Origin of the sequence: Paenibacillus macerans (assembly GCF_050565405.1) — a bacterium.
In the GTDB taxonomy this organism is placed as follows: domain Bacteria; phylum Bacillota; class Bacilli; order Paenibacillales; family Paenibacillaceae; genus Fontibacillus; species Fontibacillus macerans_B.
Window position 1 is genome coordinate 1 of record NZ_JBNYYG010000006.1, and the last position, 23384, is coordinate 23384.

Consider the following 23384-nt stretch of genomic DNA (forward strand, 5'->3'; position numbering starts at 1 on the left):
AACAGCGGTCAAGAGATCTCCTTGAGGGCTGTTTCAATCTCTGAAATTCTCTTACAGGCGGAAAGGGTTATGAAACTAACATTTAGCACTAAACCCACACAGTAGAGCGAAGAGCCCAATTATTTATATTACTCGGAGGTGAGAATATGAAAAAGTTTCTTTCTATCATTATTGCAACCGTTATGGTTTTATTAGTATCTAGTACTGCTCTAGCAGATGGTAGGGGGGGCGGTAGGGACCTTCCTGGTGGTAATCCCCCTCCTCCGCCTGCCTATTGCCCTAACGGAATTCATGGTCCGTGTTACTTGCCCTAACGGAATTCGTTCACCGTGTATCGCACTTGACTAATTTTATGATTTGGCGGGAGAATTCTCCCGTCTCTTCATTTCTACAACTACCGTTGTGTTAAAGCAACTCCCTAGATATGAGCAGCACTTCGCTGCCTTCCATAATTCCTAAATCCCCGGCCAAATTATAACGAGGCCGGGGATTTAGGATATAAGGCTAATTCAGCTGCATCAATTTAACTAAAGACCTGGCATCTTTTGGAAATTAGAACGAAGGAATCTTCTAATTTCAATTTTCAATTTTGAAAGTGTTTCGAGAACGAGAGAAAAACTGAGGAAGCATTGATTTCCTGAGGGAGGGAACATAGAACAACATAATGTTGTTTTATGATTCAATCTTACAATTTTATTTGAAAGGAGGGTTAATATGTGAAGATTATTGTATTCACTCTTGCGTCACTTCTATTCGCTTTAACCACTGTATCTATTTATATTACAACTGTTTCTGCTGAACCTGACCATTACAACCATCGTTAAATAAATCGCTTTGTTTCGCGTTCTTTGCTCATAAAAATATCTGATAGTCTGATGTCATGGCTTTTTGAGTCCTGCCTCTAATTAAGAGAGCGGGCCTTTTTTTCGTCTTAACCCAGGAGTTAGCGTCTGGCCAAACTTATTGCCCGGGTAATCGAGCTAGATAAATTCAGCTTTGTTGTACCCCAATTCCCCGATGTGTTATAGTACAAAGCGGTAGAGTTATTATCGTAGAAGCCGTTAATCAGTGGATCGGGACATAGAATGCAGCAAATGATAGAGGCACGACAATCCAACTAGAATGGCGATGGAGGCGCAGGGGCATATGATAGGACGACAGAGTAAAAAAGCGAGTAAGAAGATGAACCGGGGCAAAAAAGCGTTGATTGCTTTGGCGGTCCTGCTGGTGGTCGGCGTGGGGGCTTACCTGTTCCGCAAGCCGCTGGCGGTGATGGCGTTCGACTTGTTCCTCTCGGGCAAGGTCGAGCAGACATTGGAAAGGTCGTATTCTCCGCTGGAAGGCGAAGAGACGAAGCCGGTGGTGCAGGAACAGGAGCAGGGAACGAAGCCGTTCAGCGCGCTGTTGCTTGGCGTCGACCAACGGAATAACGAGCCGGCCCGTTCGGATACGATGATTTACGCAGTGGTGCGTCCGGAGGAGGCGAGGGTGCTGCTTATTTCCATCCCCCGCGATACTTACACGGAGATCGTCGGCAAAGATAAAGAAGACAAGATCAACCATGCCTATGCTTTTGGCGGAGAGAAGATGGCCAAGGATACCGTGGAGAACTTCATCGGATATCCGGTGGATTATTATGCGGCCATCAATTTCCAGGGGCTGCGGGAGATCGTGGACGCACTGGGCGGGATCGAGCTGCCGATTACGGAGACCATCGTGAACAAGCAAGCGGACCATGAGAAGTTCACGATTGAGGCGGGCAAACCGTTGTATGACGGAACAGAGGCGCTGAACTTCGTGAGATACCGCGAGGACAGCGATTTTAATCGGACAAAACGCCATCAGGTGTTCCTGAACGCGATCGTGGATCGGATGCTGAAGCTGGACCAAGTGACAAAAATCCCTGAATTGATGAACATGATGGGCGATAATTTTAAGACGGACCTGCCGCCTAGCCAGATCATCGACTTGTCCAAACAAGTGCTGCTCGGCGAGCAGCATCCGCAGATCGACGGATTTACGATTATGGGCGAGGGTATGCGCATAAACGGCGTTTATTATGACAAAGCCAATGAAGAGGACGTCGATTTCGCCAAAGAAATGATCGATAATTGGCTCAATCCGGATACGGAGACGACCGAACTGATCACGCCGGAATCCCGCGATGCCGAGAAAGCCGCGTCCGACCTGGCCGACTCGCCAACCGCAGGACAAAATACGAACGGTTCAACCGGATCTACGCGGAATTAACATCTGATCACGAGGTTCAAAGTGCGATTCGTACAAGGATCAACAAATTTCGTCCCGTCGGCGGCGGGGAGCAAGAATGACCTTGGCCCGGGCATCATATTTTATATTAAGCCATCTTATAGACTACAGACTTCGGCAGTCCGGTTCTCCGGCTGCCGATTTCACGCCGCCGGCCGGAACATATGGCGTTTTGAAACGTAACAATTAGGGGAGTCTGAAAGAAGGATGAGGAGGATTTCGTTCTCATGAATATCGCGTTTTTTTTGCTTCCGAAAAATGATGTGGTGACCGTGACGCTGGATTCCACGCTGCGGCAAACCCTGGAGCGGATGGAGTTCCATCGCTATACGGCCGTACCAATCATTGACCGCGATGGCGCTTATGTCGGCACGGTAACGGAAGGCGATCTGTTGTGGCACATGAAAAATTCGAACGGCAAAATCACTTTTGAGACCGCTTCAAAATATTTGCTCAAGGACGTTCCGCTCAAGATGGACATGAAACCCGTCCTGATCGATGCGGACATGGAGGATTTAATCAATTTGGCGAAGGTGCAAAACTTTGTGCCGGTGGTGGATGACCGGGGCCGGTTTATCGGCATCGTCCGCCGCAGCCAGATCATCGAATATTGCGAAAAATTCGTGACCAAGGATGCCGCCAAGTCCAATATATGACAGGGGTTTGCGTCCTTTGGCGCGTTTGCTTTAAGATATAAGAATGGATTAGGCAACGCAGCCTCGGAATGTGCGTCGATAGGCATTTTTCTTGTGTTATAATGAAGAATAAAGCTTGTTCGGGGAGGGTGGAAGCTGTCCGCCATGCAAAAGGAAATGGATGTGGCCAAACGCGCCAAGGTGATTGAATGGCTCAAAACCGAAGTAGTCGATCACGTATCCCGTTTGTTTAAAGCACTATGGGAAGGCAGCACGTCGCGGGTAACGGACAGTCTTGCCAGTCTGGTCGTCAGCAGCTACATTTTGGGGCGCAGACTTGGGGTTTCCTATCGGGATATGGACGACAGCATTCTGGAAAAACTGCGAAAACATAAACAGGAAGGTCACCAGCTCGAGGATTGGTATCAAGATATATCTACTTTGGAAGAACATATGCGTAAGAGGTGAACCCATTTGAAGTTGCGCTGGACATCGGTGGCCTGGAGCGTCGTTTATTTGCTGCTTCTGCTGTCACTAGCTACTCCGCTTACCGTGATTACGATTTTTTTCCTGATTGTACCGGTCATTCTGCTTTACGCAACCTTGTCCACCAGAGCGTTTCTTCTGCATATCGCAGCGGTCTGGCTGGCAGCTTCGCTTATTTTCGGGCCGGTGATTTTGCTGCAGGCCCTCTATTTTATCATTCCTGCGATCGTCATGGGCTATTTCTATAAGAAAAGAAGCCCGGCTTTCCGCACCGTCATGGCCGGAGCCGCCACGATCCTGCTGGAATTTCTGCTGATCCTGCTGGTCAGCACGGTATTCTTCAAGTTCAATCTGACTACGGCGATCGAGGATATGGTGAACACGGCCTTGGCCCCGCTACAGGATGCCGCCGACAGCTCGCTGGCCGGCGGTGTCGTATGGTCGCCCGAGATGAGCGCGCAATTCTCCAGCCTGACGGTGCGGATGATCCCGTTTACGATGGTCGTCTGCGGTCTGCTGATCGCCACGGTAGCCCATGCCATATCCCGGCCGACGCTCTCCAGCTTGGGGCTTGCGGTGCCGAAGCTGGCGCCGATCCGCGAATGGAGGCTGCCGCGCTCGCTGATCTGGTATTACCTTATCGGCCTGCTGCTGCAGTTGTTTGGCGGAGAGGCCGCCCAGCAAGGGTTCATGGGTACGATTTTGCTCAATTTGATGCCGCTGCTGCAGTTTTTCTTTATGGTTCAAACGGCAAGCTTCTTCTTCTTTGCGGCCTATCACCGCAAGTGGAATCCGGTTATTCCGATCCTGCTCATCGTGGTGATGCTGTTTATTCCGCCGCTAAGGATCGTCGGGATTTTGGACATCGCTTTTCCGCTGCGTGATATGATTACTAGATCAAGACGATAGGGTGAGAAGGCATGCCAAATTTACTGCAAAAACGTTGGTACGGGTACCAAACCGTGTGGATGTTCATGCTTCAGTTGCTCCTTGTCATCTTCGTCTCCTATTATCATTGGATCCTGGGGCTCGTTTGCCTGTGCCTGGTCGGGGTGTTGACCTACAGCATGCTGCGGGCGGAACAGTTGTTCCGCAAAGAGCTCGTGCGGTACGTGACCGAGCTCAATTACCGGATCAAACGGGTCGAAGGCGAGGCGATCGGCCACCTGCCGTTCGGCATAATGCTATACAGCGAGGAGCGGACGGTCGAGTGGCATAACCGCTTCGTCGGCGGGATGTACGGCAAGGATTCGGTGGTAGGCCAGCCATTGGCCGAGCTGCTGCCGCAGCTACCCGCGCCAAGCCGCGACAAGAAGGATGGAACCGGCGGACGAACGACCGTGGAAGCGGCGGTGGGCGAACGGTATTACGAGCTGACCGTCGACGCCAACGAGCGGCTGATCTATATCCATGACATGACGGAGCTGGCGGTGTTGCGCAGCCGGTACGAAGACGAACGCGCCGCGCTCGGCATCGTGCTGCTGGACAATCTCGACGAAGCCACGCAAGGCATGGACGACCAGCAGCGGACCGCGCTGATCGCCCGGGTGGGGACGGCGATCACGGAATGGGCCCGCCAGTACCGCGTTTACTTGCGGAGGCTGTCCTCCGAGCGATATCTGATGATCCTGAATCAGAAATCGCTGGACGAACTGGAGCAAAGCCGGTTCGTCATCCTGGACGAGGTCCGCGAAATGACCGCGGACCTGAAGGTGCCGATTACGCTCAGCATCGGCCTCGCTTTCGGCACCGAGCGCTTCAGCGAGCTGGGCGAACTCGCCCAGTCCAGCTTGGATATGGCGCTCGGCCGCGGGGGCGACCAGGCCGCCGTGAAGGCCGGTCAGCGGCTCTCTTTCTATGGCGGCAAGTCGGGCGCCATAGAGAAGCGGACGCGCGTCCGCGCCCGCGTCATCGCGCATGCGTTGCGCGATTTGATGCAGGAGAGCGACCGCGTCATCATCATGGGCCATCGCGTGCCGGACCTCGACGTGATCGGCGCCTCCATCGGCGTGCTGAAGGCCGCCGATATGTACAAGGTCGAGGCCCACATCGTGCTGGATGGCCCGAACCCGGGCATCGAGCGCCTGATGGAGCGCATCGGCAAAGAAGAGGCCCTGGTCCGGCGTTTCATTTCGCCGGAGCAGGCCATGAACATGATGACCGAGCACACGTTGCTCGTGCTCGTCGATACGCATAAGGCCTCCATTACGATGGAGCCCCGGCTGGTCGAAGAGGCGAGCCGCGTGGTCATCGTGGACCACCACCGCCGCGGCGAGGAGTTCGTCAACGACGCGGTGCTCGTGTATCTCGAACCGTACGCTTCTTCGGCCTGCGAGCTCGTGACCGAGCTTCTGCAGTACATTCACGAGAAGGTCGAGCTCAGCCCGCTGGAGGCGACCACGCTGCTGGCGGGCATCACGGTCGATACGAAGCATTTTGCGCTGCATACCGGTTCGCGGACGTTCGAGGCGGCGGCTTTCCTCCGCCGGGCCGGCGCGGACACGGTGATGGTGCAGCGCATGCTGAAGGAAGACCTGCAGGAGTACATCGCCAAAGCCGACATCATCAAGCATGCGCGCATGATCCATACACACATCGCTTTGGCGGTGACGGAGCCGAACCGCAAAATCCCGCAGCTGTTGATCGCCCAGGTGGCGGACACGCTGCTGAATATGACGGGCGTGCTGGCCTCGTTCGTGATCAGCGAACGGCCGGACGGCTTGATCGGCATCAGCGCCCGCTCGCTCGGCAGCATGAATGTGCAGGTGGTGATGGAGCGGCTCGGCGGCGGCGGACATTTGACCAATGCGGCCGTTCAGTTGGAAGGAACCCAGGCGGAAGCGGAGAAGAAGCTGCTCGCCGTGCTGGATGAAATAGAGAAGGAAGAGGGGTTATTCGAATGAAGGTTATCTTTTTGAAGGATGTCAAAGGCCAAGGCAAAAAAGGGGAAATCAAGGAAGTATCCGAAGGTTACGCGCAGAACTTCCTGATGCCGCGCGGACTCGTGCGTCCGGCCACCGACGGCAACGTGAAGACGCTGGAGCATCAGACGGCGGCGGAGCAAAAGCGTAAGGCACAGGAGAAGGAAGAAGCGGTGCAGCTCGGCAAGAAGCTGGAAGAGATGACCGTGCAGCTGAAAGCGAAAGCCGGCGAAGGCGGCCGCCTGTTCGGCGCCATCACCAGCAAGCAGGTGGCGGACGCGCTGGAGAGAGCCGGCGTAAAGATCGATAAACGCAAGATCGAAATGCATGATCCGATCCGGACTTTGGGCGTGACGCAGGTTCCGGTGAAGCTTCATCCGGAAGTGAAGTCGACGTTCAAGGTTCAAGTCACGGAGGAATAAGATGAGCGGCGATCTGTTTTTCGATCGGATCCCCCCGCAAAATCTGGAAGCCGAGCAAGCGGTGCTCGGGGCGGTGCTGTTGCAGTCGGAAGCACTCATTACCGCGATGGAGCGGGTGCGGACCGAGGATTTTTATGACAAGCCCCACCAATTGATCTTTGAAGCGATGGTTCAACTGGGCGAGGAAGGCCAACCGATCGACCTTATTACGCTAACCGCGAAGCTGAAGGACCGAGGCGAGCTCGAGGAAATCGGCGGCGTCAGCTATTTGGCCAAGCTGGCCCATGCCGTGCCGACGGCGGCCAACGCGGAATACTACGCGCGGATCATCGAGGAGAAATCGATGCTTCGGCGTTTGATTCGTACGGCAACGCAGATCGTCAGCGAGGGCTACACCGGCGGCGAAGACGTGGCCGGCATGCTCAGCGACGCCGAGCGGCGCATCCTGGAAATCTCCAACAGCCGGTCGGGCAGCGGGTTTATCGCCATCCGCGACGTGTTGATGGAGGTTTTCGACAAGGTCGAAACGCTCCACCAGAACCGCGGGACGACGACCGGCATCCCGTCCGGCTTCGTCGATTTGGACCGGATGACGGCGGGTTTCCAGCGCAGCGACTTGATCATCGTGGCCGCTCGTCCTTCCGTCGGTAAAACGGCGTTCGCGCTGAACATCGCGCAAAACGTGGCCGTGCGGGCCAAAGAAACCGTGGCGATCTTCAGTCTGGAGATGTCCGCGGCCCAGCTCGTGCAGCGGATGATTTGCGCTGAGGCTAACCTGGACGCCAGCGTGATGCGGACCGGCGATTTCAAGAGCGACGACGATTGGTCGAAGCTGACGATGGGCATTGCCGCCTTGTCGGAAGCGGAGATCTATATCGATGACACGCCGGGCATCACGGTAGCCGATATCCGGGCGAAATGCCGCCGGCTCAAGAAGGAACGCGGCCTCGGCATGATCGTGATCGATTACTTGCAGTTGATCCAGGGCCGGGGCAAAGCCGGCGAGAACCGCCAGCAAGAGGTCTCGGAAATATCCCGGACGCTCAAGCAAATCGGCCGAGAGCTGGAAGTGCCGGTCATCGCTTTGTCCCAGTTAAGCCGGGGCGTGGAGCAGCGGCAGGACAAGCGGCCGATGATGTCCGACTTGCGGGAATCCGGTTCCATCGAGCAGGACGCCGACATCGTGGCGTTTTTGTACCGGGACGACTATTACAACCAGGAAACCGAGAAGAAAAACATCATCGAAATTATCATCGCCAAACAGCGGAACGGCCCGGTCGGGACGGTCGAGCTGGTGTTCTTGAAGAACTTCAACAAATTCGCCAACTACGAGCGGATGCACGCGGATGCCTTTGCCGCCGGCTAGCGGGCCGGATCTTTGGGTTGGGAAAAAGGCCCAGTTAGCCCTTTGATGAACTCAGGCGAATATTTAAGGGAAAAAAATGGCGCTATTTCAGTGATATCCCTCATTTTACGTGAAATAGGGGACATTTATGGCGCTATTTCTTCGAATCGCCGGGGAATGGCCGCTTTTCGCACCGTTAATGGATAATAAGACCATAAAGTTCCGCTATTTCTATGGGAGTAGTCACCAGCAGATGAACCACGTTATTACGGATTGATCTACTAGCTTGCCGCACTCTGTACGACAATATCTATAATTTACGATACAAAAATAACCTTGAAGGGCTGACGATCGTCGTCAGCCCTTTTTTGCCACCCTTGGATGACATGCGTTTCACCTATCCCTTTTGCCCGTCATGGTGAGGACGTAATCCGGCGGGGCGGCTTGCGGCAGCAATGAGCTACGGCAGAGCTCGTTAATTACCAATATATCAAAATTCGACACATTCCATATCATGGAATATATGCCTATTAACTCTCTGTACGCGACAAGGATAACTTGTATAATTTAGTAGTGTAAGGAAATGAAAATTGCGAAAGGGGGCTAACTTATAAGCTCACGGCTAGACGGTCAGGCCAGGAAAAGTCTTCAACTGCGATATCCAATAGAGACAAACTCAACCAGGAGAATAGAGGAGAGGAGCAGATGGAAATGAACAGCAAGCCGGATGTGAGAGAATGGTTTCCGAGCGAAGACGGAAATCCGGAACAGCGCGAGCGAATGATGGAACTGATCGAGCAATTGGTCCGCGGCGTGGATGAGTTGAAAGATCCCGAAGGCGTCAACCTGAAAGGGGAGAAGCGGAGGGATCCCGACTTTTACGGCCAGCTGGCGGCGCAAAGCAACATCCCCCATGCAGGGGCACCGATGGAAGAGGTTAACGCCGAGCTCTTGAAGCTGCTGCATGGGCATCCCTATCATACGAAATATTTTTTTACGAATATATTGCCGATGGCTTCCATTCCCGGCATGCTGGGCATGCTTACCGCCATGCTGGTGAACGGGAACAACCTGTGGGATGTATATGGGCCGGCGGGCGCCGAGGCGGAAGTACGGGTCATCGCCATGATGTCCAAGCTGGTCGGTTATGACGCCAAGACGAGCGGCGGTTATACGACGTGGGGAGGCCAGGGGGCGGTGTTCTCCGGATTGCGGATCGCCATTGCGAAATACGCCCCGGACGCGCTGAAGCGCGGGGTTCCGAACAACCTGTACGCGTTTTGCTCCGAGTCGGCGCATTACAGCCTGCTGAAGTCGGTGGAAGCGACCGGGATCGGCAGCGATCATCTGGTCAAGATCAAGACCTTGCCGGACAGCTCGATGGACGTGGCCGACTTGCGGCGCAAAATGGAGACGGTCGCGAGAATGGGCGGCGTCCCGATTTACATCGTGGCGACCACGGGCACCACGGATGCCAACGGCATTGACGATATCGTCCAAATTCGCGCCGCCGCGAAGGAAACCGCGGAACGGTTTGGTTTGCCATGCCCGCATATCCATGCGGATTCGGCGCTGGGCGGCTTTTTTGCCTTCTTTAACGAGTATGATCTGGAGCAAAACCCGCTGCAGTTCAGCGCAGGCGTCATCGGCATGCTGCGGCCGATTCAAAGAAAAATGCAAATGCTGTCGCAAGCGGACTCCCTGTGCTTCGACTTCCAGAAGCTCGGCCAGGCGCCGTACGTATCCAGCCTGTTCCTGCTTAAAAATGCGGCCGATCTCCGCCTGATGGATCTGGAAGAGGAAGAAACGCCTTATGTAGGACACCGCGGTTACGGCGATTATCACACCGGCTATACGCTGGAATGCTCCCGCATGGCCAGCTCGATCAGCATGTACAGCCTGCTGCTGTCTTTCGGCGCAGAAGGGTATCAGCGGTTGCTGGGGCAATTTCTGGAGGTCACCTGGCAGTTCCGCCGGCAGCTGGCCGCGGAGATCCCGCAGGCCGACATCGCCAACCCGGACAACGCCGGCATCTCCACGCTGATTCGCATTTATATGCCGGGAAGCCCGCGTTTTGCCGAAGAGATCTCCGGCATCTGCTCATCCCAAGAGATCGAGCGCAGCAACCGCTTGAATGAACGGTTGTTCGAGAAGCTGGGCGAGCGCCGCGACCGGATGTTCTTCGGGGACACGAAAAAACACTTGTTGGTAAACACGCAAGAAGGCCGGGAAATTCCGCTTTACGTCAGCAAATTTTTCGTCATATCGCCGCATACCGGGCCGGAGCACATACTCGAGATCGTGCAGTATTTGAAGGAGTGCGTATCCGAGGTATGCGAGGCGTTTCACGCGGCGGCGTTAAATTAACCTATGGGCCGACTCATAACTAACAACTCAGGAGATGAACTTGTGGTGAAGGACAAGATCAAACGTTTGCTTTTCGGGCATATCTCATCGAAGATTATGCTGGGTACGACAGGTTTGCTGCTGGTCGCCATTCTCTGCTTCATCGGACTGCTCATGGTGGTGAATTCCACGCTGAGCGGCGAGCTCAAGAACGAGCTTGACCACCGGCTGCAGAGCAATATCCGCATCGTGGAAAGCGAGCTGGAGCGAATCGAAGGCAACAAGCTGGAAATCGACGGGCCGGAGAGCCCGCTATATCAGGAAACGCGCAAGGCCATGGACAATCTGAAAAAAACGTACAACCTGGAAAACGTCTATGTTTTATCGAACGACGGGGGGAAGGAGCGCATTATCGCTTTGTCCGACACGGAGGGGGACTATAACATGGACTATCCGTTCTCCGCGGAGATGAAACAGGCGATCGCGGAGGAACGGGAGACGATCAGCGACATCTATGAAGACGAGTATGGCATACATAAGTCGATTTTCGTTCCGCTGAAAAAAAGCGACGGTTCGCCGGCGGGACTGCTGGGAATCGACCTCGACGCTTCCGTGATCCCGGAAACGGCGTCGACGGTGTTGTGGAACAGCTTGCTCATCACGCTGCTGGTGCTTGTGGTCGGCTTGCTGTTCGCTTACCTGTTGGGACGGATCATCGCGAGACCGATCAAAACGCTGATGCATGCGACCGAACGTTTCGCGACGGGCGATTTGACGCAGGAGATCCAGATCCACAACAACGACGAAGTCGGTCGTCTCGCCGAAGCTTTCCGTACGATGAGCGGCAATATGAAGCAGTTGATCGGCCATATCTCCGGCTCTTCCCGCGAGGTATCGAGCACCAGCTCGCAGCTGATGCACGTGGCCAAAGAATCCAGCGAAAGCGCGCAGCAGGTGGCGGTTTCGATGAACAGCATGAGCGAAGGAATCAACGAGGTGGTAGAGTCCATCGCAGACAGCTCCGCGTCGGTGGCCGAAATCAAGGAGCAGCTGTCCGGCGTGGTTTCGGACGTCCATAATATGCAGTCCATCGCCGAGAAAGTCAGCAAGCAGTCGTCCGAGGGGCAGAATATGGTCGATGAAACGCTTCGCCAGATGAACAAAATCGAGCAGGTCATGCACCATTCCGAATCGACGGCCGGACAGCTGGAGGAGCGCTCCCGCGAAATCGGCGAGGTGATCGGCATGATTACGGACATCGCCCAGCAAACGAACCTGCTGGCTCTGAACGCTTCCATCGAAGCGGCGCGGGTTGGCGAGTTGGGACGCGGGTTTGCCGTCGTCGCCGGCGAAGTGCGCAAGCTGGCCGAGCAGTCGGCGGAAGCCGCTTCGTCGATTACCGGACTGGTGGCGGGCACGCAGGAGAACAGCCGCCTCGTCATCGAAAGCATCGGCGAGGGGAGCCGGGCGATCGAAGAAGGTCAGAAATGGATGGGCAAGACGTACCAGAACTTCCAGGATATTTTTCACGGAATCGGCGACTTCTCGTCCCGGACGGATCAGTTGCTGCAATCGCTGCTGCTGGTGGAGAACTCCTACCAGAACATCTCCGCTTCGGTGCAGCAAATTTCCGGCGTAACGCAGGAGCAAGCCGCCTCTTCCGAGGAGGTCGCCGCCGCGTCCGAGCAGCAAAGCGCAGCGATGCAGGAAATTGCCGCCGCCATCCGTCAGCTCTCGGCGTTGTCCGAGGATTTGCAGAAAGCCGTGGCCACCTTCAAGCTATAAAAGGATAGGCTGGGTAAGCCAGAGGGGATGCCCTTTCCAACCAAGGCCCAAGCGGCTTCGGAGGGGCATCCTCTTTTTTAGGCAAAACCGCAGTATTTCCGAACGATTGTAAAATGAAGCGTAAAAATCGTTCGCTTTTCAATTTGACTTTGAAAATGGAGACTGTTAAACTGGTATTGCTGCGTTAAAGCGGCAGATGGAGGGCTCAGCCCGATGCTGCGCTTGCGGCGAGGTTGTTAGCGCGTTCGACGCGCCTTAAGCGATTAATGAATTTGCTGGTTGTTATCACTCATCGGCCGAGGATTTGCGAGGAGCGGATCGAAGGCTGTCTTTTGCAATGCTCAAATACAGGTGCTTGACGCACCGGGCGGGGGAATGTACATGTCAACGGTAGTCGTTGTAGGAACGCAATGGGGAGACGAAGGTAAAGGTAAAATCACGGATTTTCTGGCGGAAAGCGCCGATGTGGTGGCCCGTTATCAAGGCGGCAACAACGCCGGTCACACCATTCTTATCGACGGCAAGAAGTACAAACTCACCTTGATTCCGTCAGGCATCTTCAATCAAAATAAACAGTGCGTCATCGGCAACGGGGTAGTCATCAACCCGGCCGCGCTGATCGAAGAAATCAACTACGTGGAAGAAAACGGGTTCAGCGCGAAAAATCTCGTCATCAGCGACCGGGCCCACGTCATTTTGCCTTACCATCTGGTTCTTGACGCGTTGGAGGAAGACCGCAAGGGCGACAATAAGATCGGGACGACGCGCAAAGGGATCGGACCGGCTTATATGGATAAAGCGGCCCGCAGCGGGATTCGGATCGCCGATCTGATGGATCCGGTAGAGTTCGAAACCAGGCTGCGCCATATCATGAAAGAGAAAAACCATGTGATCGAGAACGTTTACGGCGGGCAGCCGCTCGACGTGGAAGAGGTGCTGCAGCAGTACCTGGAGTACGCGGAAGTGATCCGTCCTTACGTTGCGGACACCTCGGTCATTCTGAACGATGCGATCGATGAGGGCCGGAAGGTATTGTTTGAAGGCGCGCAAGGGGTCATGCTCGATATCGACCAAGGGACGTACCCGTACGTGACGTCCTCCAACCCGTCGGCAGGCGGCGTCTGCAACGGCTCCGGCGTGGGTCCGACGAGGATCAACCAGATCATCGGCGTGGCCAAAGCGTATACGACCCGCGTCGGCGACGGTCCGTTCCCGACGGAGCTGAACGACGAGATCGGCGATTTGATCCGCGAAACCGGGCACGAATACGGCACGGTCACCGGCCGTCCACGCCGCGTCGGCTGGTTCGACAGTGTCGTCGTGCGCCATACGCGCCGTGTCAGCGGCCTGACCGGCTTGTCGCTCAATTCGCTTGACGTGCTGACCGGCCTCCAAACGGTGAAAATTTGCACGGGCTACAAATACCGCGGCGAGGTCATCACGCATTACCCGGCCAGCTTGAAAATGCTCGCCGAATGCGAAGCGGTGTACGAAGAGCTGCCGGGCTGGACGGAGGACATCTCCGGCGCCAAAACGCTGGAGGACCTGCCGGAAACGACCCGCAACTATGTGCGGCGCGTGGCCGAGCTGACCGGCGTGCCGATCGCGATTTTCTCGGTGGGCCGTAACCGCAGCCAAACCAACCAAGTGCTGCCGATATACGAATAAGAGGAAAAAGGACGAAAAAGCAGAAGCCGCTCATTGAGCGGCTTCTTTCATTTCAGCGGAGACCGATAGCGAACCGATAACCCGCAGTATAGTGGTGGGCAAATGTTGTATCTTGTATCAACGTTGAATCCGTCTACGGTTGAAATAAATAGCTGATGATCATATCAACCGATTCTTTTTTTAGGCGTGCAGGGTCCAGGTCGTGTTGTTCGAACACAATAACATCCACGAGCCGATTGAGGGTCTCGAATACGACGATCGAGGCTGCATTGATATCCGTTACCCGCAGTTGATCCTTCCATTTGTTAATATTCATTTCGGTCATAAGCCGGCCGCCCTGATATTGTTCATCCATCAAAGCTTTCACTTCAGGATCGGAATGATACATCAGCGCCAGCTCGCTATGGAATTCATTAAAAACCTGATGAGCGTCGACCATACCGTCTATAAACCTGGAAAGTGCGGCGTATTTATCGCTGTGCTCCAGGTCCATCTTTCCGAGCGACTGGTATAGGCGATCTTTAAACTCCTTGTTGTAAAGCTTCAGCGCCTCGATAAACACCGCCCGCTTATCCACGAAATAGGAATAGAAGCTCCCGGTGGAGACCCCGGCCATTGCGGCGATTTCCTTGGTATTGGTATTATGGTAGCCCTTTGTTGAAAAGAGCTCCATCGCAGCCTTCAGAATGGATTCCTTCGTTTTGATGCTTCGGCTTTGCCGGGGAAGCCTTACTTTTTCTTCGTTTCCGTTTCCGCTCACGTTCAATCGCTCCTTTAATTCGATTGTAGAAAACAATTCCCGGGACGTCAAACAAAACTGAACTATAGTTCATTTTTTCGTTGACAAATATGAACCATAGTTCATATAATCAAAACATGAACTTCTGTTCATATTTTGAGAATGGGAAGTGGAGTTATATGAACATCAAGCTTTACCGGACATTGGCGTTTATCGCCATTGTGATCGGTTTTTTCATGGCGCTGCTCGACGCGACCATCGTAAACGTGGCTTTGCCGGAGATCAGTCGGCATTTCGGGGGGGATGTCGGACAGATTTCCTGGATCATGAACGGATTTAATTTGGCTTTTGCGGTATTTATTCTCACGGCATCGCGTTTGGCGGACCAATTTGGACGGAAAAGATGGTTCCTGATCGGGTTGTTCCTGTTCACGCTTGCCTCATTGTTGGCGGGGTTCGCCGATTCCATGGAGTTCCTGATCACGCTGCGGATTATCCAGGGACTGGCTGGAGCTATTATCGTACCGGTAACCATACCGCTCACGACCGAATTGTTCCCGAAAGAGATGCATGGCGCCATCATCGGCGCGTGGGGAGGGATTGCCGGGCTGGCGGCAGCGAGCGGCCCCGCGCTTGGCGGAATCCTGACGGAGAAGTTTGACTGGCAGTGGATCTTTTTGGTGAATGTTCCGCTTGGATTGATCAGTATGCTGCTTACGATTTTGCTCATTAAAGAGTCGTATGACCCGACTTCGGGCAAAAGACTTGATTACGCCGGAACGATCAGCATCACGGGAGCGATGTTCTGCTTTACCTATGCGCTGATTAAGGCCAACGACTTCGGGTGGGATTCAAGCAGGATCATGTTGCTGCTGGTAGGGGGAGGCTTGCTTAGCATCGCCTTTGTTCTGGCGGAATGGAAGGGAAAAGAACCGATGCTGCCCTTGTCGTTATTGAAAATCAGACCGTTCAGCGGGGCCGCTTTGACGCTGTTGGTGGCCGGCGCAGGCATTATGAATCTCTCTTTCTTAACTTCGTTTTACCTGACTCGCATCCTGGGAATGACGGAAATGAAGGCCGGACTCATCCTGTCCGTACTGGCATTGTTTTCGATGGTTTCCTCGGTTCTCTCGGGGCCCTTGTCCAACAAGTACGGTGCCCGTTGGTTTGGCGCGGCCGGCGTGGCGCTGATGATGGGAGCGAACTACTGGCTTGGCGGCCTGAATGCGGCTTCGACCACCGGCGACGTCATTCCTAGATTGGCTATGGCCGGCGTGGGGTTAGGATTAACGATGGCCCCGGTCATGGCTTCGACAATCCGGAATGTTCCGGAGGAGAAGGTGGGGATCTCTTCCGGCGTCGTCAATATGACCAAGGCGCTGGGCAGCGTGCTGGGCGTGGCGATCATCGTAACGGTGCTGCAATCCGGGATGACGGGGCAGATGGAGGAAGCCCGCCAGAACGCGGTAAGGACGATTCAATCGAATCCGGTTCTGATCGATTCGGTTAAGCAGGAACTAGCCTCTTTGACAGGGGAGATCGATTTGGCCTCTTCCGGGGCTTCTTCGGTTTCATCGGACGCGATTCTGAAACGGCTATCGACGGCCATGGAAAAGGAAAACGCGCGTGCTCTCGCGGCGCCGCCCAAAGACGAGCGAGCCGCTCGCCAAGCCGTCATGCAGCAACAGGCGGAGGAAGTCGGGCGCCTTCTGCCGGAGATCGTCGGGGATTACCGGGACGCGGCATCCCGCGCTTTCGGCCGTTCGTTTAAATTCTCCTGTTGGATGCTCCTTGCCGGTGTTCCCCTGGCCCTGATCAGCGATCGCCGATACGCGAAAAAAGGTAAGCTTGCCGAATCCGCGGCAGCGGAATCAGCCCAATAGTTTTTTCCGGATATGCCCCATGAACTAGATTGAAATCTCCTTCTGCCGTCCATACTGAAGTTGAGAGACTAGAATCTGCAAAAGCTAGAACGGCAGAAGGAGGAAATAGGATGAAATGGATCGGGTGGCTGCTGAAACTGTGCGCCACGATCGTTGCGGTCTGCCTGTTGACCGTCGCGACGACGGGCTACGTCGTAAATTCGTACGTTCAATCGTTGCTGGGCAGTTATAACATACCTGTTACGGGGCATGCCCCGAGCTTGGGCGGGATCATGAAAGGGATGCTGGGTTTGGGCGGCGGCGGAAGTTCAACGGAGGATGATCCTCAAACCGCGGACGCCGGCGGAGGCGCTTCGGCAGATGCCGCAGGTAAAGGCGGCACGAGCGGCGGCACCGGGGACGAAGGCCAAAACGGCGCATCCGGCACCGCGGGGACGGGCTCGGACTCCGGCTCGGGCGAAAAAAGGACGGACGGTGAAGATGTACCGGAGGACGCCTTGCCGGTGATGGGCGGGATGGGCTCCGGCGATGACCTTGGCGAGGATCAAGAGGTCGTAGTAACGCCGGACGACCTCGTCGCCAAGAAGGACGAGCTGCCCGACAAGCAGAAGGAAGAGATCTTTGCCATCCTCATGTCGAAGCTGCCCCAGGAGGACATGCAAATTTTGACCGTGGCGCTGGAAGGCGGACTGACGGAAACGGAAATGATCAACATCGAGCAGATTTTGTCCAAGCATTTGGATAAAACGGAATACGCCAAAGTGATGGAGCTCTTGAAAAAATAGCGGAAAACCTCCCGTTTTTCGCCAATGGCAGCGTTAACATTCACAGGATTGTAAATAAGGAACGATAACCCGGCTGCAGCCAAAATGGCATCAAATCCGCGTGCAGCACGGGTTATTTGTATTTTTACCCATGGTTGAAATCCCTTGGAGGGCTGTGTTAAAGTAAACAATAGCGACTAAAGGTTAAAATTTTGAAACCTTTTTTAGTCGAATCGAGTCGATGGGAAAAGGAGATCGGTATGAGAGGTTTGACGGGAAAACGTTGGCAGCTGTGGCGCGGAAACAAAGCTCAGACGGAGGAGCAACACGGCCGCCCGGAGAACGATCCAGAGATGTCCGAACAGAAAGGGAAGGGGATTAACCTGCCCTACTTCCTCAGGTCCCGCAAAGTCGTCCTCACGGGGGCTGCAGTCGTGCTTATTGCCGGCACCGTCTATTTGGCGGGTCAGCAGTACGTCAAAGCCAACACGGTAGCCTACTATCGGGTTTTCGTGGGCGGGGAGGAAATTGGCACGATTGCCAGCGAATCGCAATTAAAAGCTCTGTTTGAACGCAAGGAGCAGGAATATAGAGAGAAGTATCCGGACGTGGAGATGGCGGTTCACACCGAAGGAATTACGGTGAAACCGGAGCAGGCCTATAAAGCCGAAATCGATGCCGAATCAACGCTGAATGAGTTGTACGGGATGCTGAGCGGATATGCCCAAGGCGTGGAACTCAAGGTCGACGGCAAGGTGGTTGCCATCGTCAAGGACGAGGCCGCTGCGCAACAAGTGCTGGAACAGGTGAAAGGGCAATACATACCGTATGCCGAGAACAACACCAACAAGTCGAACAATACGCTGGCGGCCAAGGTCAAGTTGACCGGCGGCAGCGCGGCCAAACAGGCGAAGAAGGGCACCAGCGTGTCGCTGGAGTCGGCCCAAATCAAAGAGGAGGTCTCCCAGGATGCCGTTAAGGCCGATCCAAACAAGGTGCTGAACGCCGAAGAGGCGGTGCAGCGGATCTTGCAGGGGGCCGAAGAAGCCATTCAGTATGAGGTGCAAGAAGGAGACACGATCTCGACGATCGCGGCCCGTTTTGACGTGTCGCAGAAGGACTTGTTTGCGAATAATCCCGGCGTCGAGGAACTGACGCTGCAAATCGGTACGGTGCTGAACGTCAAGGCGATGCAATCGGCGTTGACGGTTCGGACGGTGGAACACGTTGCCGAGGAAATCGTCACGGAACCGCAGGTGATTATCAAGAAAAATGCCGGCATGCGGGCTGGCGAATCGAAGGTCATTGCCGCAGGGAGCAGCGGTCTGAAAACGATGGAGTACCGGATCACGAAGGAGAACGGCTTGGTTGTCGAGGAGGAATGGCTGGGTCAGGAGGTCACCAAGAAGTCGTCGCCCAAAATCGTCATGAAGGGCACAAAGGTCGTTCTGGGCGAAGGGAGCGGACAGTTCGCCTGGCCGGTGTCCAGCGCCAAGATGACCAGCAGCTACGGCGAGCGGTGGGGACGGACGCATAAAGGCGTCGACCTGGTCTCTTCGAATAAGAGCATCCTTGCCGCGGATGATGGGGTTATCTCTTTCGTAGGCACGAAGTCCGGATACGGGAATGTCATTATCATCGACCACAAGAACGGCTACGAAACCCTGTATGGCCATTTGAGCAAGATCAGCGTCAAGAAAGGGCAGGTCGTCGAGAAAGGCGATAAAATCGGGGTCATGGGCAACACGGGACGTTCTACCGGGACGCATCTGCATTTTGAAATTATTAAGAACGGCAGCGAGCAGAACCCGATGAAATACTTGTAATCCCCGATATCAGGCAACGCAAAAACCTGGATTAAGCATCCGCATCCGATAAGGACGGTAGCTCAATCCAGGTTTTTTATCGTCTATTCAGCCTTATTCCGCGGGCACCGCGTCCACGGCCTGCTGATCCTTCAGCTGATGCTGTCCCGAGACGACGACCTGTTCGCCTTGCTTCAGGCCGGCGGTGACCTCCTGGTACACTCCGTTCAAGCGGCCTAACTGCACTTTGCGCTTCTCTACCTTGCCGCCGGCAAAGATGAACGCGTAAGTATCGCTCTCCTCGCGGATGATGGCCGTGGTCGGGATGGTAAGGACCTCTTGCTCGGCTTTGCCGGTCAGCCGCAGCTGCACCTTCGTGCCCGGCTTGAGCGCCAGCTTGGCGTTATCGGCCTGCAGTTCCAGGGCATAGGTACGCTGCTGGGCATCCATGATATCGGCGAGATAAACGATTTTGCCGGTATACAGCTGGCCCGGCCGATCGGCCGCGTAGAAAGCCAACTGCTTCTTGCCCTGCACCAACCCGAGATGCTCCTCGGGGAGATTGGCTTTGATTTTGGCCGGGTTGATCTGCTGGATTTTGCCGACCACCCCTTGGGTTACGGTCATGCCGGACTCAACGGCAAAATCCGTCAGGATGCCGCTGGCCGGGGCGGTCACCCGGTAATTGTCCAACGTGCGTTCGATTTGTTCCATATCGATTTGCGCAAGTTCGATCTGGTCCTTCAGCGGTCCAAGCGATTCCGCATCGGGGCTGGCCAATTTGCCCTCCTTCAGTTTCTGCTGGGCCGTGCGCAGCGCAATCTCCGCTTTCTGCTGCTGCAGCTTCACGTCGGCGGGGTCCAGCTCAAACAGCAAATCCCCTTTGTTCACCTGATCGCCGCGTTTCTTTGCCGTCTTCAAGACATCGCCGCTCACCTTAACCACGACGTCCCGCTGCATCGAGGACGACACTTCCGCGACCATTTCCAGCGGGTCGCCGATGCTTCGGGTTTCCGCCTTGCCGATTTTTACGGACGGCTTAAGGTCGACGGGCTCCGTTAACGGTTGGCCGGTTCCGGCTGACGTACATCCGGCCAACAGGCCGGCAGCCAAGGCCAACGCGCCGAGACCGCCGATCCGTTTTCTCCACTGCCGCATTCTGTTATTCATGGGTTATTGCTCCCTCCAGGTTAGTGTCATGTGCTTTGGATTTGGGACCGCGGTGGAACAGCTTCCCGATCCGGTTCTTCAGCGATTCGATCAGCTCATAGACGACCGGAACGACGACCAGCGTCAGGATGGTCGAAGAGACAAGACCGCCGATAACGACGACGGCCATCCCTTTGGAGATGATCGTGCCGCCTTCGGTTAAGCCGAGCGCCAACGGCAGCATGGCCACCATCGTGACGACCGCGGTCATCATGATCGGACGCAGGCGCAGCGTTCCCGCTTCCACGAGCGCGTGCCGCACGGTGTAACCCTCCTGGCGGAGCTGCTGGGTCCGATCGATCAGCAGGATCGCATTGGTCACCACGATGCCGATCAGCATCATGAAGCCGATCAATGAGGTGATGCTGAGCGCCTCGCCGCTGAGCAGCAAGCCTACCAGGCCGCCGATCACGGCCAGCGGCAACGAGAACAGGATGGCAAACGGGGCGCTGGTGTTGCCGAAAGAAATGACCATGATCAAGTAGACGATGAACACGGCCACGGCCATAGCCACGAACAGCTGCGAGAAGCTGTCGCCGATTTCCGCATTGACGCCGCCGACTTCGCGGCTGACGCCATCGGGAAGTTGTACCCGATCCAGCGCAGCGGCCACCTTGGAGCTGACGCCCCCTTTATCCTGACCGTTGATCTTCGCGGTCAGGGTGATGACCTGTTCCTGATCGTTCCGCGTGATGCTGGAGGCGGCGTCGATTTTGTCCAGCTTGGCGACTTCCTTCAGGTATACGATCGTGCCGCCGGCCGTTTGGAACGGAATATTGCCCAGCTTGGTCAAGGTGTTTAAATCCGCTTTATTAAGCTCCAGCGTCGTTTTGTACGTGACGTTATCCAGCTTGAGCTCGCCGATTTCGCTTTTCATCAGCCAACTGGAGACGGTTTGCTGCACCGTGGATACATTTAAGCCGTACTGCTGGGCTTTGGCTTCGTCGACGGTGATTTCGAGCTCTTTTTTGGCGTCGCTTAACGAGTCCTTGATCTCCGAGAGTTCCGGAAACTTTTGCATCTCGGCTCTCATCAAGGACGCCGCCGCCGTTAGCTGATTGAGGTCTTCGCCCTTCAGAGAGTACTCGAAGCCGGTCGAACCCGTCGAGGTGTTCCCCAGCGTGCTGATTTCAAGCGATGAGCCTGCCGGAAGCTCGGCGAGCAGGATTTCCTTGAAGCGATCGCGGACTTCCTTCACTTCGCCGCCTTCGCTGACTTCCGTGAAAATTTGCGCCCGATAAGGCATCGGGTCGGAAGAACCGCCGAACCCGACCAGGGCTTCCGTAAAGGTAAACTGCGGGTTGCCTTGGTCGTCCCTGGCTTGATGGAGGATATTCTCCATGTCCTTGACCTTGGCATCCATCGTGCTTAACGAGGTTTCGTACGGCATTTTGACCTCGTAATAGAACTGTCTTGGCGGCTCGTTCTCGGGGATCAGCGTGACCGACAAGAACGGGACGGAACCGGCGATGGACGCGACGAACAGGACGGCCGCCGCCAGCAGCGTTTGGATGCGGTGCCGAAGCGACCATTCCAGGACATGGCGGTAGAAGGTCAGGATGCGGCCGCTTCCGCCTTCCTCGTGTTTGATGTTGCCGCCGCGGAGCACCAGCAGTTTGGCCAGCATCGGAATCACGGTTAAGGCCACGAGCAGCGAGGCCAGCATGGCGCAAGCCAACGTGATCGCGAACGGCCGGAACAGCTGGCCGGCGATGCCGCTGACCATACCGAGCGGCGCAAACACGCCGACGGTGGTCAACGTCGAGGAGGTGATGGCCGCGCTGACCTCGCGGGTCGCCAGCTTGATGACCGATTCCCCGCGTTCCTGCGCTTTTTGCAAATGAGAATAGATATTCTCGATGACGACGATACTGTCGTCCACCACCCGGCCGATGGCGATGAACATGCCGCCGAGCGTCAGGATATTGAGCGAAATGTTCAAGTAATTCATCACAAGCAGGGTGATCAGGATCGACAGCGGAATGGAGATCAGCACGATCAAGGTCATGCGGATGTTCCGCAGGAACAGCAGAATCATCAGCGCCGCCAGGAACGCCCCGGTCAGCCCTTCGCGCAGCATCCCCTGAATGGAGGTGCTCACCTCGACCGACGTATCGAAGATCGTCTTGAAGCTGATGTTCGGCGTTTGCGCATGCCACTGCTTCAGCAGCGCTTCGATATCGCCGGAGAAATCCACGGCGTTGGCTTCGCTCGTTTTATACAGCTGGACGCCGATCGCCGGCTTGCCGTCGAGCCGGGCCACGAACCCGGATTCGGTAATCGATTCGACCGTCCCGAGCTGATTCAGGCGCACCCGCGTACCTTGCGCGCTTTGCAGATTCATGTTCTCCAAAGCGTAAACGCTGTTCGTTTCGCTTTTGACCCGGGCCATCATCGCATTGCCGTCGATTTCGACGGCACCGGCCGGCAGGGAAGCAAGGTTGGCGCGAAGCTGGCCCGCTACCTGGGGCGGGGTCAGCCCAAACGAGTTCAGCTTGTCGGCATCCAGCCGGATGCGGAGGGTCGTTTCCCGGGAACCGATCTCGTCCATATGGTCAAATCCGGGGATCGCCTGCAAACCGGGCTTGATCTCGTTCGCGAACCATTGGTCCAGCTCCGTCTGGCTCATGCCGTTATCGACGGAAATGGCGAAATAATAAGCGGGAATGGAGGCGAACCCCAGCGTGGCGACCTTGGGGCTGCCGGCCGATTCGGGCAAGGCCACCTCCTGCAGGAGGCTTTCGATATCGAGCTTCTTTTGCTCCGGATCGGAGCTTTCCGTCAGGTTGACGAAAATGGTGGAGATATTGTCGCTGGACGTGGAGTCGAGGGAAGATACGCCCTCGAGATTGGCGATTTTCTGCTCCAGCGGTTTGGTCACCTGTTCCATGACGTCGCTGGGCGATCCCGGATAGGGCGTCGACACGATGACAAAGGGAATGGAGATGTCCGGCATGACCTCGGTTTTGAGGTTGCCGGCGGCATACAGGCCGCCGCCGAACAGCATCAGGATGATGATGATGACGGCGCCTATGTTTTTCATCGAGAAGTGGGTCAGTTTATTCATATATGGTATTCCTCCTATCACCTAGGAAGGGTACCGAAAGA

16 protein-coding genes are annotated in these 23384 nt (G+C 55.4%); 13 read left to right on the forward strand and 3 right to left on the reverse strand.

Annotated elements, in window-relative coordinates; all coding sequences use genetic code 11:
- The first annotated feature begins 1146 nt into the window (after positions 1–1146).
- The 10 genes from ACQ4N8_RS06480 (at position 1147) to ACQ4N8_RS06525 (ending at position 13876) form a co-directional block, all read left to right on the forward strand.
- On the forward strand, positions 1147–2250 hold the full coding sequence (locus ACQ4N8_RS06480) for an LCP family protein (protein WP_430703522.1): 1104 nt from the start codon (positions 1147–1149) through the stop codon (positions 2248–2250).
- 245 nt (positions 2251–2495) lie between these two features.
- Positions 2496–2924 (forward strand): CBS domain-containing protein, encoded by a 429-nt coding sequence (locus tag ACQ4N8_RS06485; protein WP_430703523.1) that lies wholly within the window; start codon positions 2496–2498, stop codon positions 2922–2924.
- 144 nt (positions 2925–3068) lie between these two features.
- Positions 3069–3371 carry a MazG-like family protein gene (locus tag ACQ4N8_RS06490; RefSeq protein WP_430703524.1) on the forward strand — a complete coding sequence of 101 codons (303 nt, stop codon included), beginning with the start codon at positions 3069–3071 and terminating at the stop codon, positions 3369–3371.
- Positions 3372–3377: 6 nt separating this feature from the next.
- Positions 3378–4298 (forward strand): DUF2232 domain-containing protein, encoded by a 921-nt coding sequence (locus ACQ4N8_RS06495; protein ID WP_430703525.1) that lies wholly within the window; start codon positions 3378–3380, stop codon positions 4296–4298.
- A gap of 11 nt (positions 4299–4309) precedes the next feature.
- Positions 4310–6292 (forward strand): DHH family phosphoesterase, encoded by a 1983-nt coding sequence (locus tag ACQ4N8_RS06500; protein WP_430703526.1) that lies wholly within the window; start codon positions 4310–4312, stop codon positions 6290–6292.
- On the forward strand, positions 6289–6732 hold the full coding sequence (gene rplI / locus ACQ4N8_RS06505; RefSeq protein WP_430703527.1) for a 50S ribosomal protein L9: 444 nt from the start codon (positions 6289–6291) through the stop codon (positions 6730–6732). Before ACQ4N8_RS06500 ends, rplI begins: the two co-directional genes overlap by 4 nt.
- Position 6733: 1 nt before the next feature.
- Positions 6734–8098: a replicative DNA helicase gene (dnaB, locus tag ACQ4N8_RS06510; RefSeq protein WP_430703528.1), complete on the forward strand. Its 1365-nt coding sequence runs from the start codon at positions 6734–6736 to the stop codon at positions 8096–8098.
- Between the two features lie 684 nt (positions 8099–8782).
- A complete protein-coding gene (locus ACQ4N8_RS06515; protein ID WP_430703529.1) occupies positions 8783–10444 on the forward strand; it encodes a pyridoxal phosphate-dependent decarboxylase family protein in 1662 nt (553 codons plus the stop codon).
- Positions 10445–10540: 96 nt separating this feature from the next.
- Positions 10541–12208, forward strand: coding sequence for a methyl-accepting chemotaxis protein (locus ACQ4N8_RS06520; RefSeq protein WP_430703637.1), 1668 nt, complete (start codon positions 10541–10543; stop codon positions 12206–12208).
- A 381-nt stretch (positions 12209–12589) separates the two neighbouring features.
- Positions 12590–13876, forward strand: coding sequence for an adenylosuccinate synthase (locus ACQ4N8_RS06525; RefSeq protein WP_430703530.1), 1287 nt, complete (start codon positions 12590–12592; stop codon positions 13874–13876).
- Positions 13877–14009: 133 nt separating this feature from the next.
- Here the strand turns inward: ACQ4N8_RS06525 and ACQ4N8_RS06530 are convergent, their stop codons facing one another.
- Positions 14010–14636 (reverse strand): TetR/AcrR family transcriptional regulator, encoded by a 627-nt coding sequence (locus ACQ4N8_RS06530; protein WP_430703531.1) that lies wholly within the window; start codon positions 14634–14636, stop codon positions 14010–14012.
- Between the two features lie 158 nt (positions 14637–14794).
- Here ACQ4N8_RS06530 and ACQ4N8_RS06535 point away from each other — a divergent pair, with 158 nt between their 5' ends.
- The 3 genes from ACQ4N8_RS06535 to ACQ4N8_RS06545 all read left to right on the forward strand — a co-directional run bounded on the left by ACQ4N8_RS06535 (position 14795) and on the right by ACQ4N8_RS06545 (position 19088).
- Complete coding sequence (locus ACQ4N8_RS06535) at positions 14795–16498, forward strand: MFS transporter (RefSeq protein ID WP_430703532.1); 1704 nt, start codon at positions 14795–14797, stop codon at positions 16496–16498.
- A gap of 110 nt (positions 16499–16608) precedes the next feature.
- Positions 16609–17283: a hypothetical protein gene (locus ACQ4N8_RS06540; RefSeq protein ID WP_430703533.1), complete on the forward strand. Its 675-nt coding sequence runs from the start codon at positions 16609–16611 to the stop codon at positions 17281–17283.
- A gap of 239 nt (positions 17284–17522) precedes the next feature.
- Entirely contained in the window at positions 17523–19088 is a 1566-nt protein-coding gene (locus ACQ4N8_RS06545; RefSeq protein WP_430703534.1) for a peptidoglycan DD-metalloendopeptidase family protein, read from the forward strand.
- A gap of 93 nt (positions 19089–19181) precedes the next feature.
- Here the strand turns inward: ACQ4N8_RS06545 and ACQ4N8_RS06550 are convergent, their stop codons facing one another.
- Both ACQ4N8_RS06550 and ACQ4N8_RS06555 read right to left on the reverse strand, forming a co-directional pair.
- Entirely contained in the window at positions 19182–20237 is a 1056-nt protein-coding gene (locus tag ACQ4N8_RS06550; RefSeq protein WP_430703535.1) for an efflux RND transporter periplasmic adaptor subunit, read from the reverse strand.
- A complete protein-coding gene (locus ACQ4N8_RS06555; RefSeq protein ID WP_430703536.1) occupies positions 20230–23343 on the reverse strand; it encodes an efflux RND transporter permease subunit in 3114 nt (1037 codons plus the stop codon). The genes ACQ4N8_RS06550 and ACQ4N8_RS06555 overlap by 8 nt, the downstream gene beginning before the upstream one ends.
- Positions 23344–23384 lie beyond the last annotated feature (41 nt).

Bases quoted from the DNA above. Each gene is read 5' to 3' on its own strand.
- dnaB (WP_430703528.1), top strand. From the start codon at position 6,734: ATGAGCGGCGATCTGTTTTTCGATCGGATCCCCCCGCAAAATCTGGAA.
- ACQ4N8_RS06515 (WP_430703529.1), top strand. From the start codon at position 8,783: ATGGAAATGAACAGCAAGCCGGATGTGAGAGAATGGTTTCCGAGCGAA.
- ACQ4N8_RS06555 (WP_430703536.1), bottom strand. From the start codon at position 23,343: ATGAATAAACTGACCCACTTCTCGATGAAAAACATAGGCGCCGTCATC.
- rplI (WP_430703527.1), top strand. From the start codon at position 6,289: ATGAAGGTTATCTTTTTGAAGGATGTCAAAGGCCAAGGCAAAAAAGGG.
- ACQ4N8_RS06535 (WP_430703532.1), top strand. From the start codon at position 14,795: ATGAACATCAAGCTTTACCGGACATTGGCGTTTATCGCCATTGTGATC.
- ACQ4N8_RS06525 (WP_430703530.1), top strand. From the start codon at position 12,590: ATGTCAACGGTAGTCGTTGTAGGAACGCAATGGGGAGACGAAGGTAAA.
- ACQ4N8_RS06490 (WP_430703524.1), top strand. From the start codon at position 3,069: ATGCAAAAGGAAATGGATGTGGCCAAACGCGCCAAGGTGATTGAATGG.
- ACQ4N8_RS06550 (WP_430703535.1), bottom strand. From the start codon at position 20,237: ATGAATAACAGAATGCGGCAGTGGAGAAAACGGATCGGCGGTCTCGGC.
- ACQ4N8_RS06540 (WP_430703533.1), top strand. From the start codon at position 16,609: ATGAAATGGATCGGGTGGCTGCTGAAACTGTGCGCCACGATCGTTGCG.
- ACQ4N8_RS06500 (WP_430703526.1), top strand. From the start codon at position 4,310: ATGCCAAATTTACTGCAAAAACGTTGGTACGGGTACCAAACCGTGTGG.
- ACQ4N8_RS06545 (WP_430703534.1), top strand. From the start codon at position 17,523: ATGAGAGGTTTGACGGGAAAACGTTGGCAGCTGTGGCGCGGAAACAAA.
- ACQ4N8_RS06485 (WP_430703523.1), top strand. From the start codon at position 2,496: ATGAATATCGCGTTTTTTTTGCTTCCGAAAAATGATGTGGTGACCGTG.
- ACQ4N8_RS06480 (WP_430703522.1), top strand. From the start codon at position 1,147: ATGATAGGACGACAGAGTAAAAAAGCGAGTAAGAAGATGAACCGGGGC.
- ACQ4N8_RS06520 (WP_430703637.1), top strand. From the start codon at position 10,541: ATGCTGGGTACGACAGGTTTGCTGCTGGTCGCCATTCTCTGCTTCATC.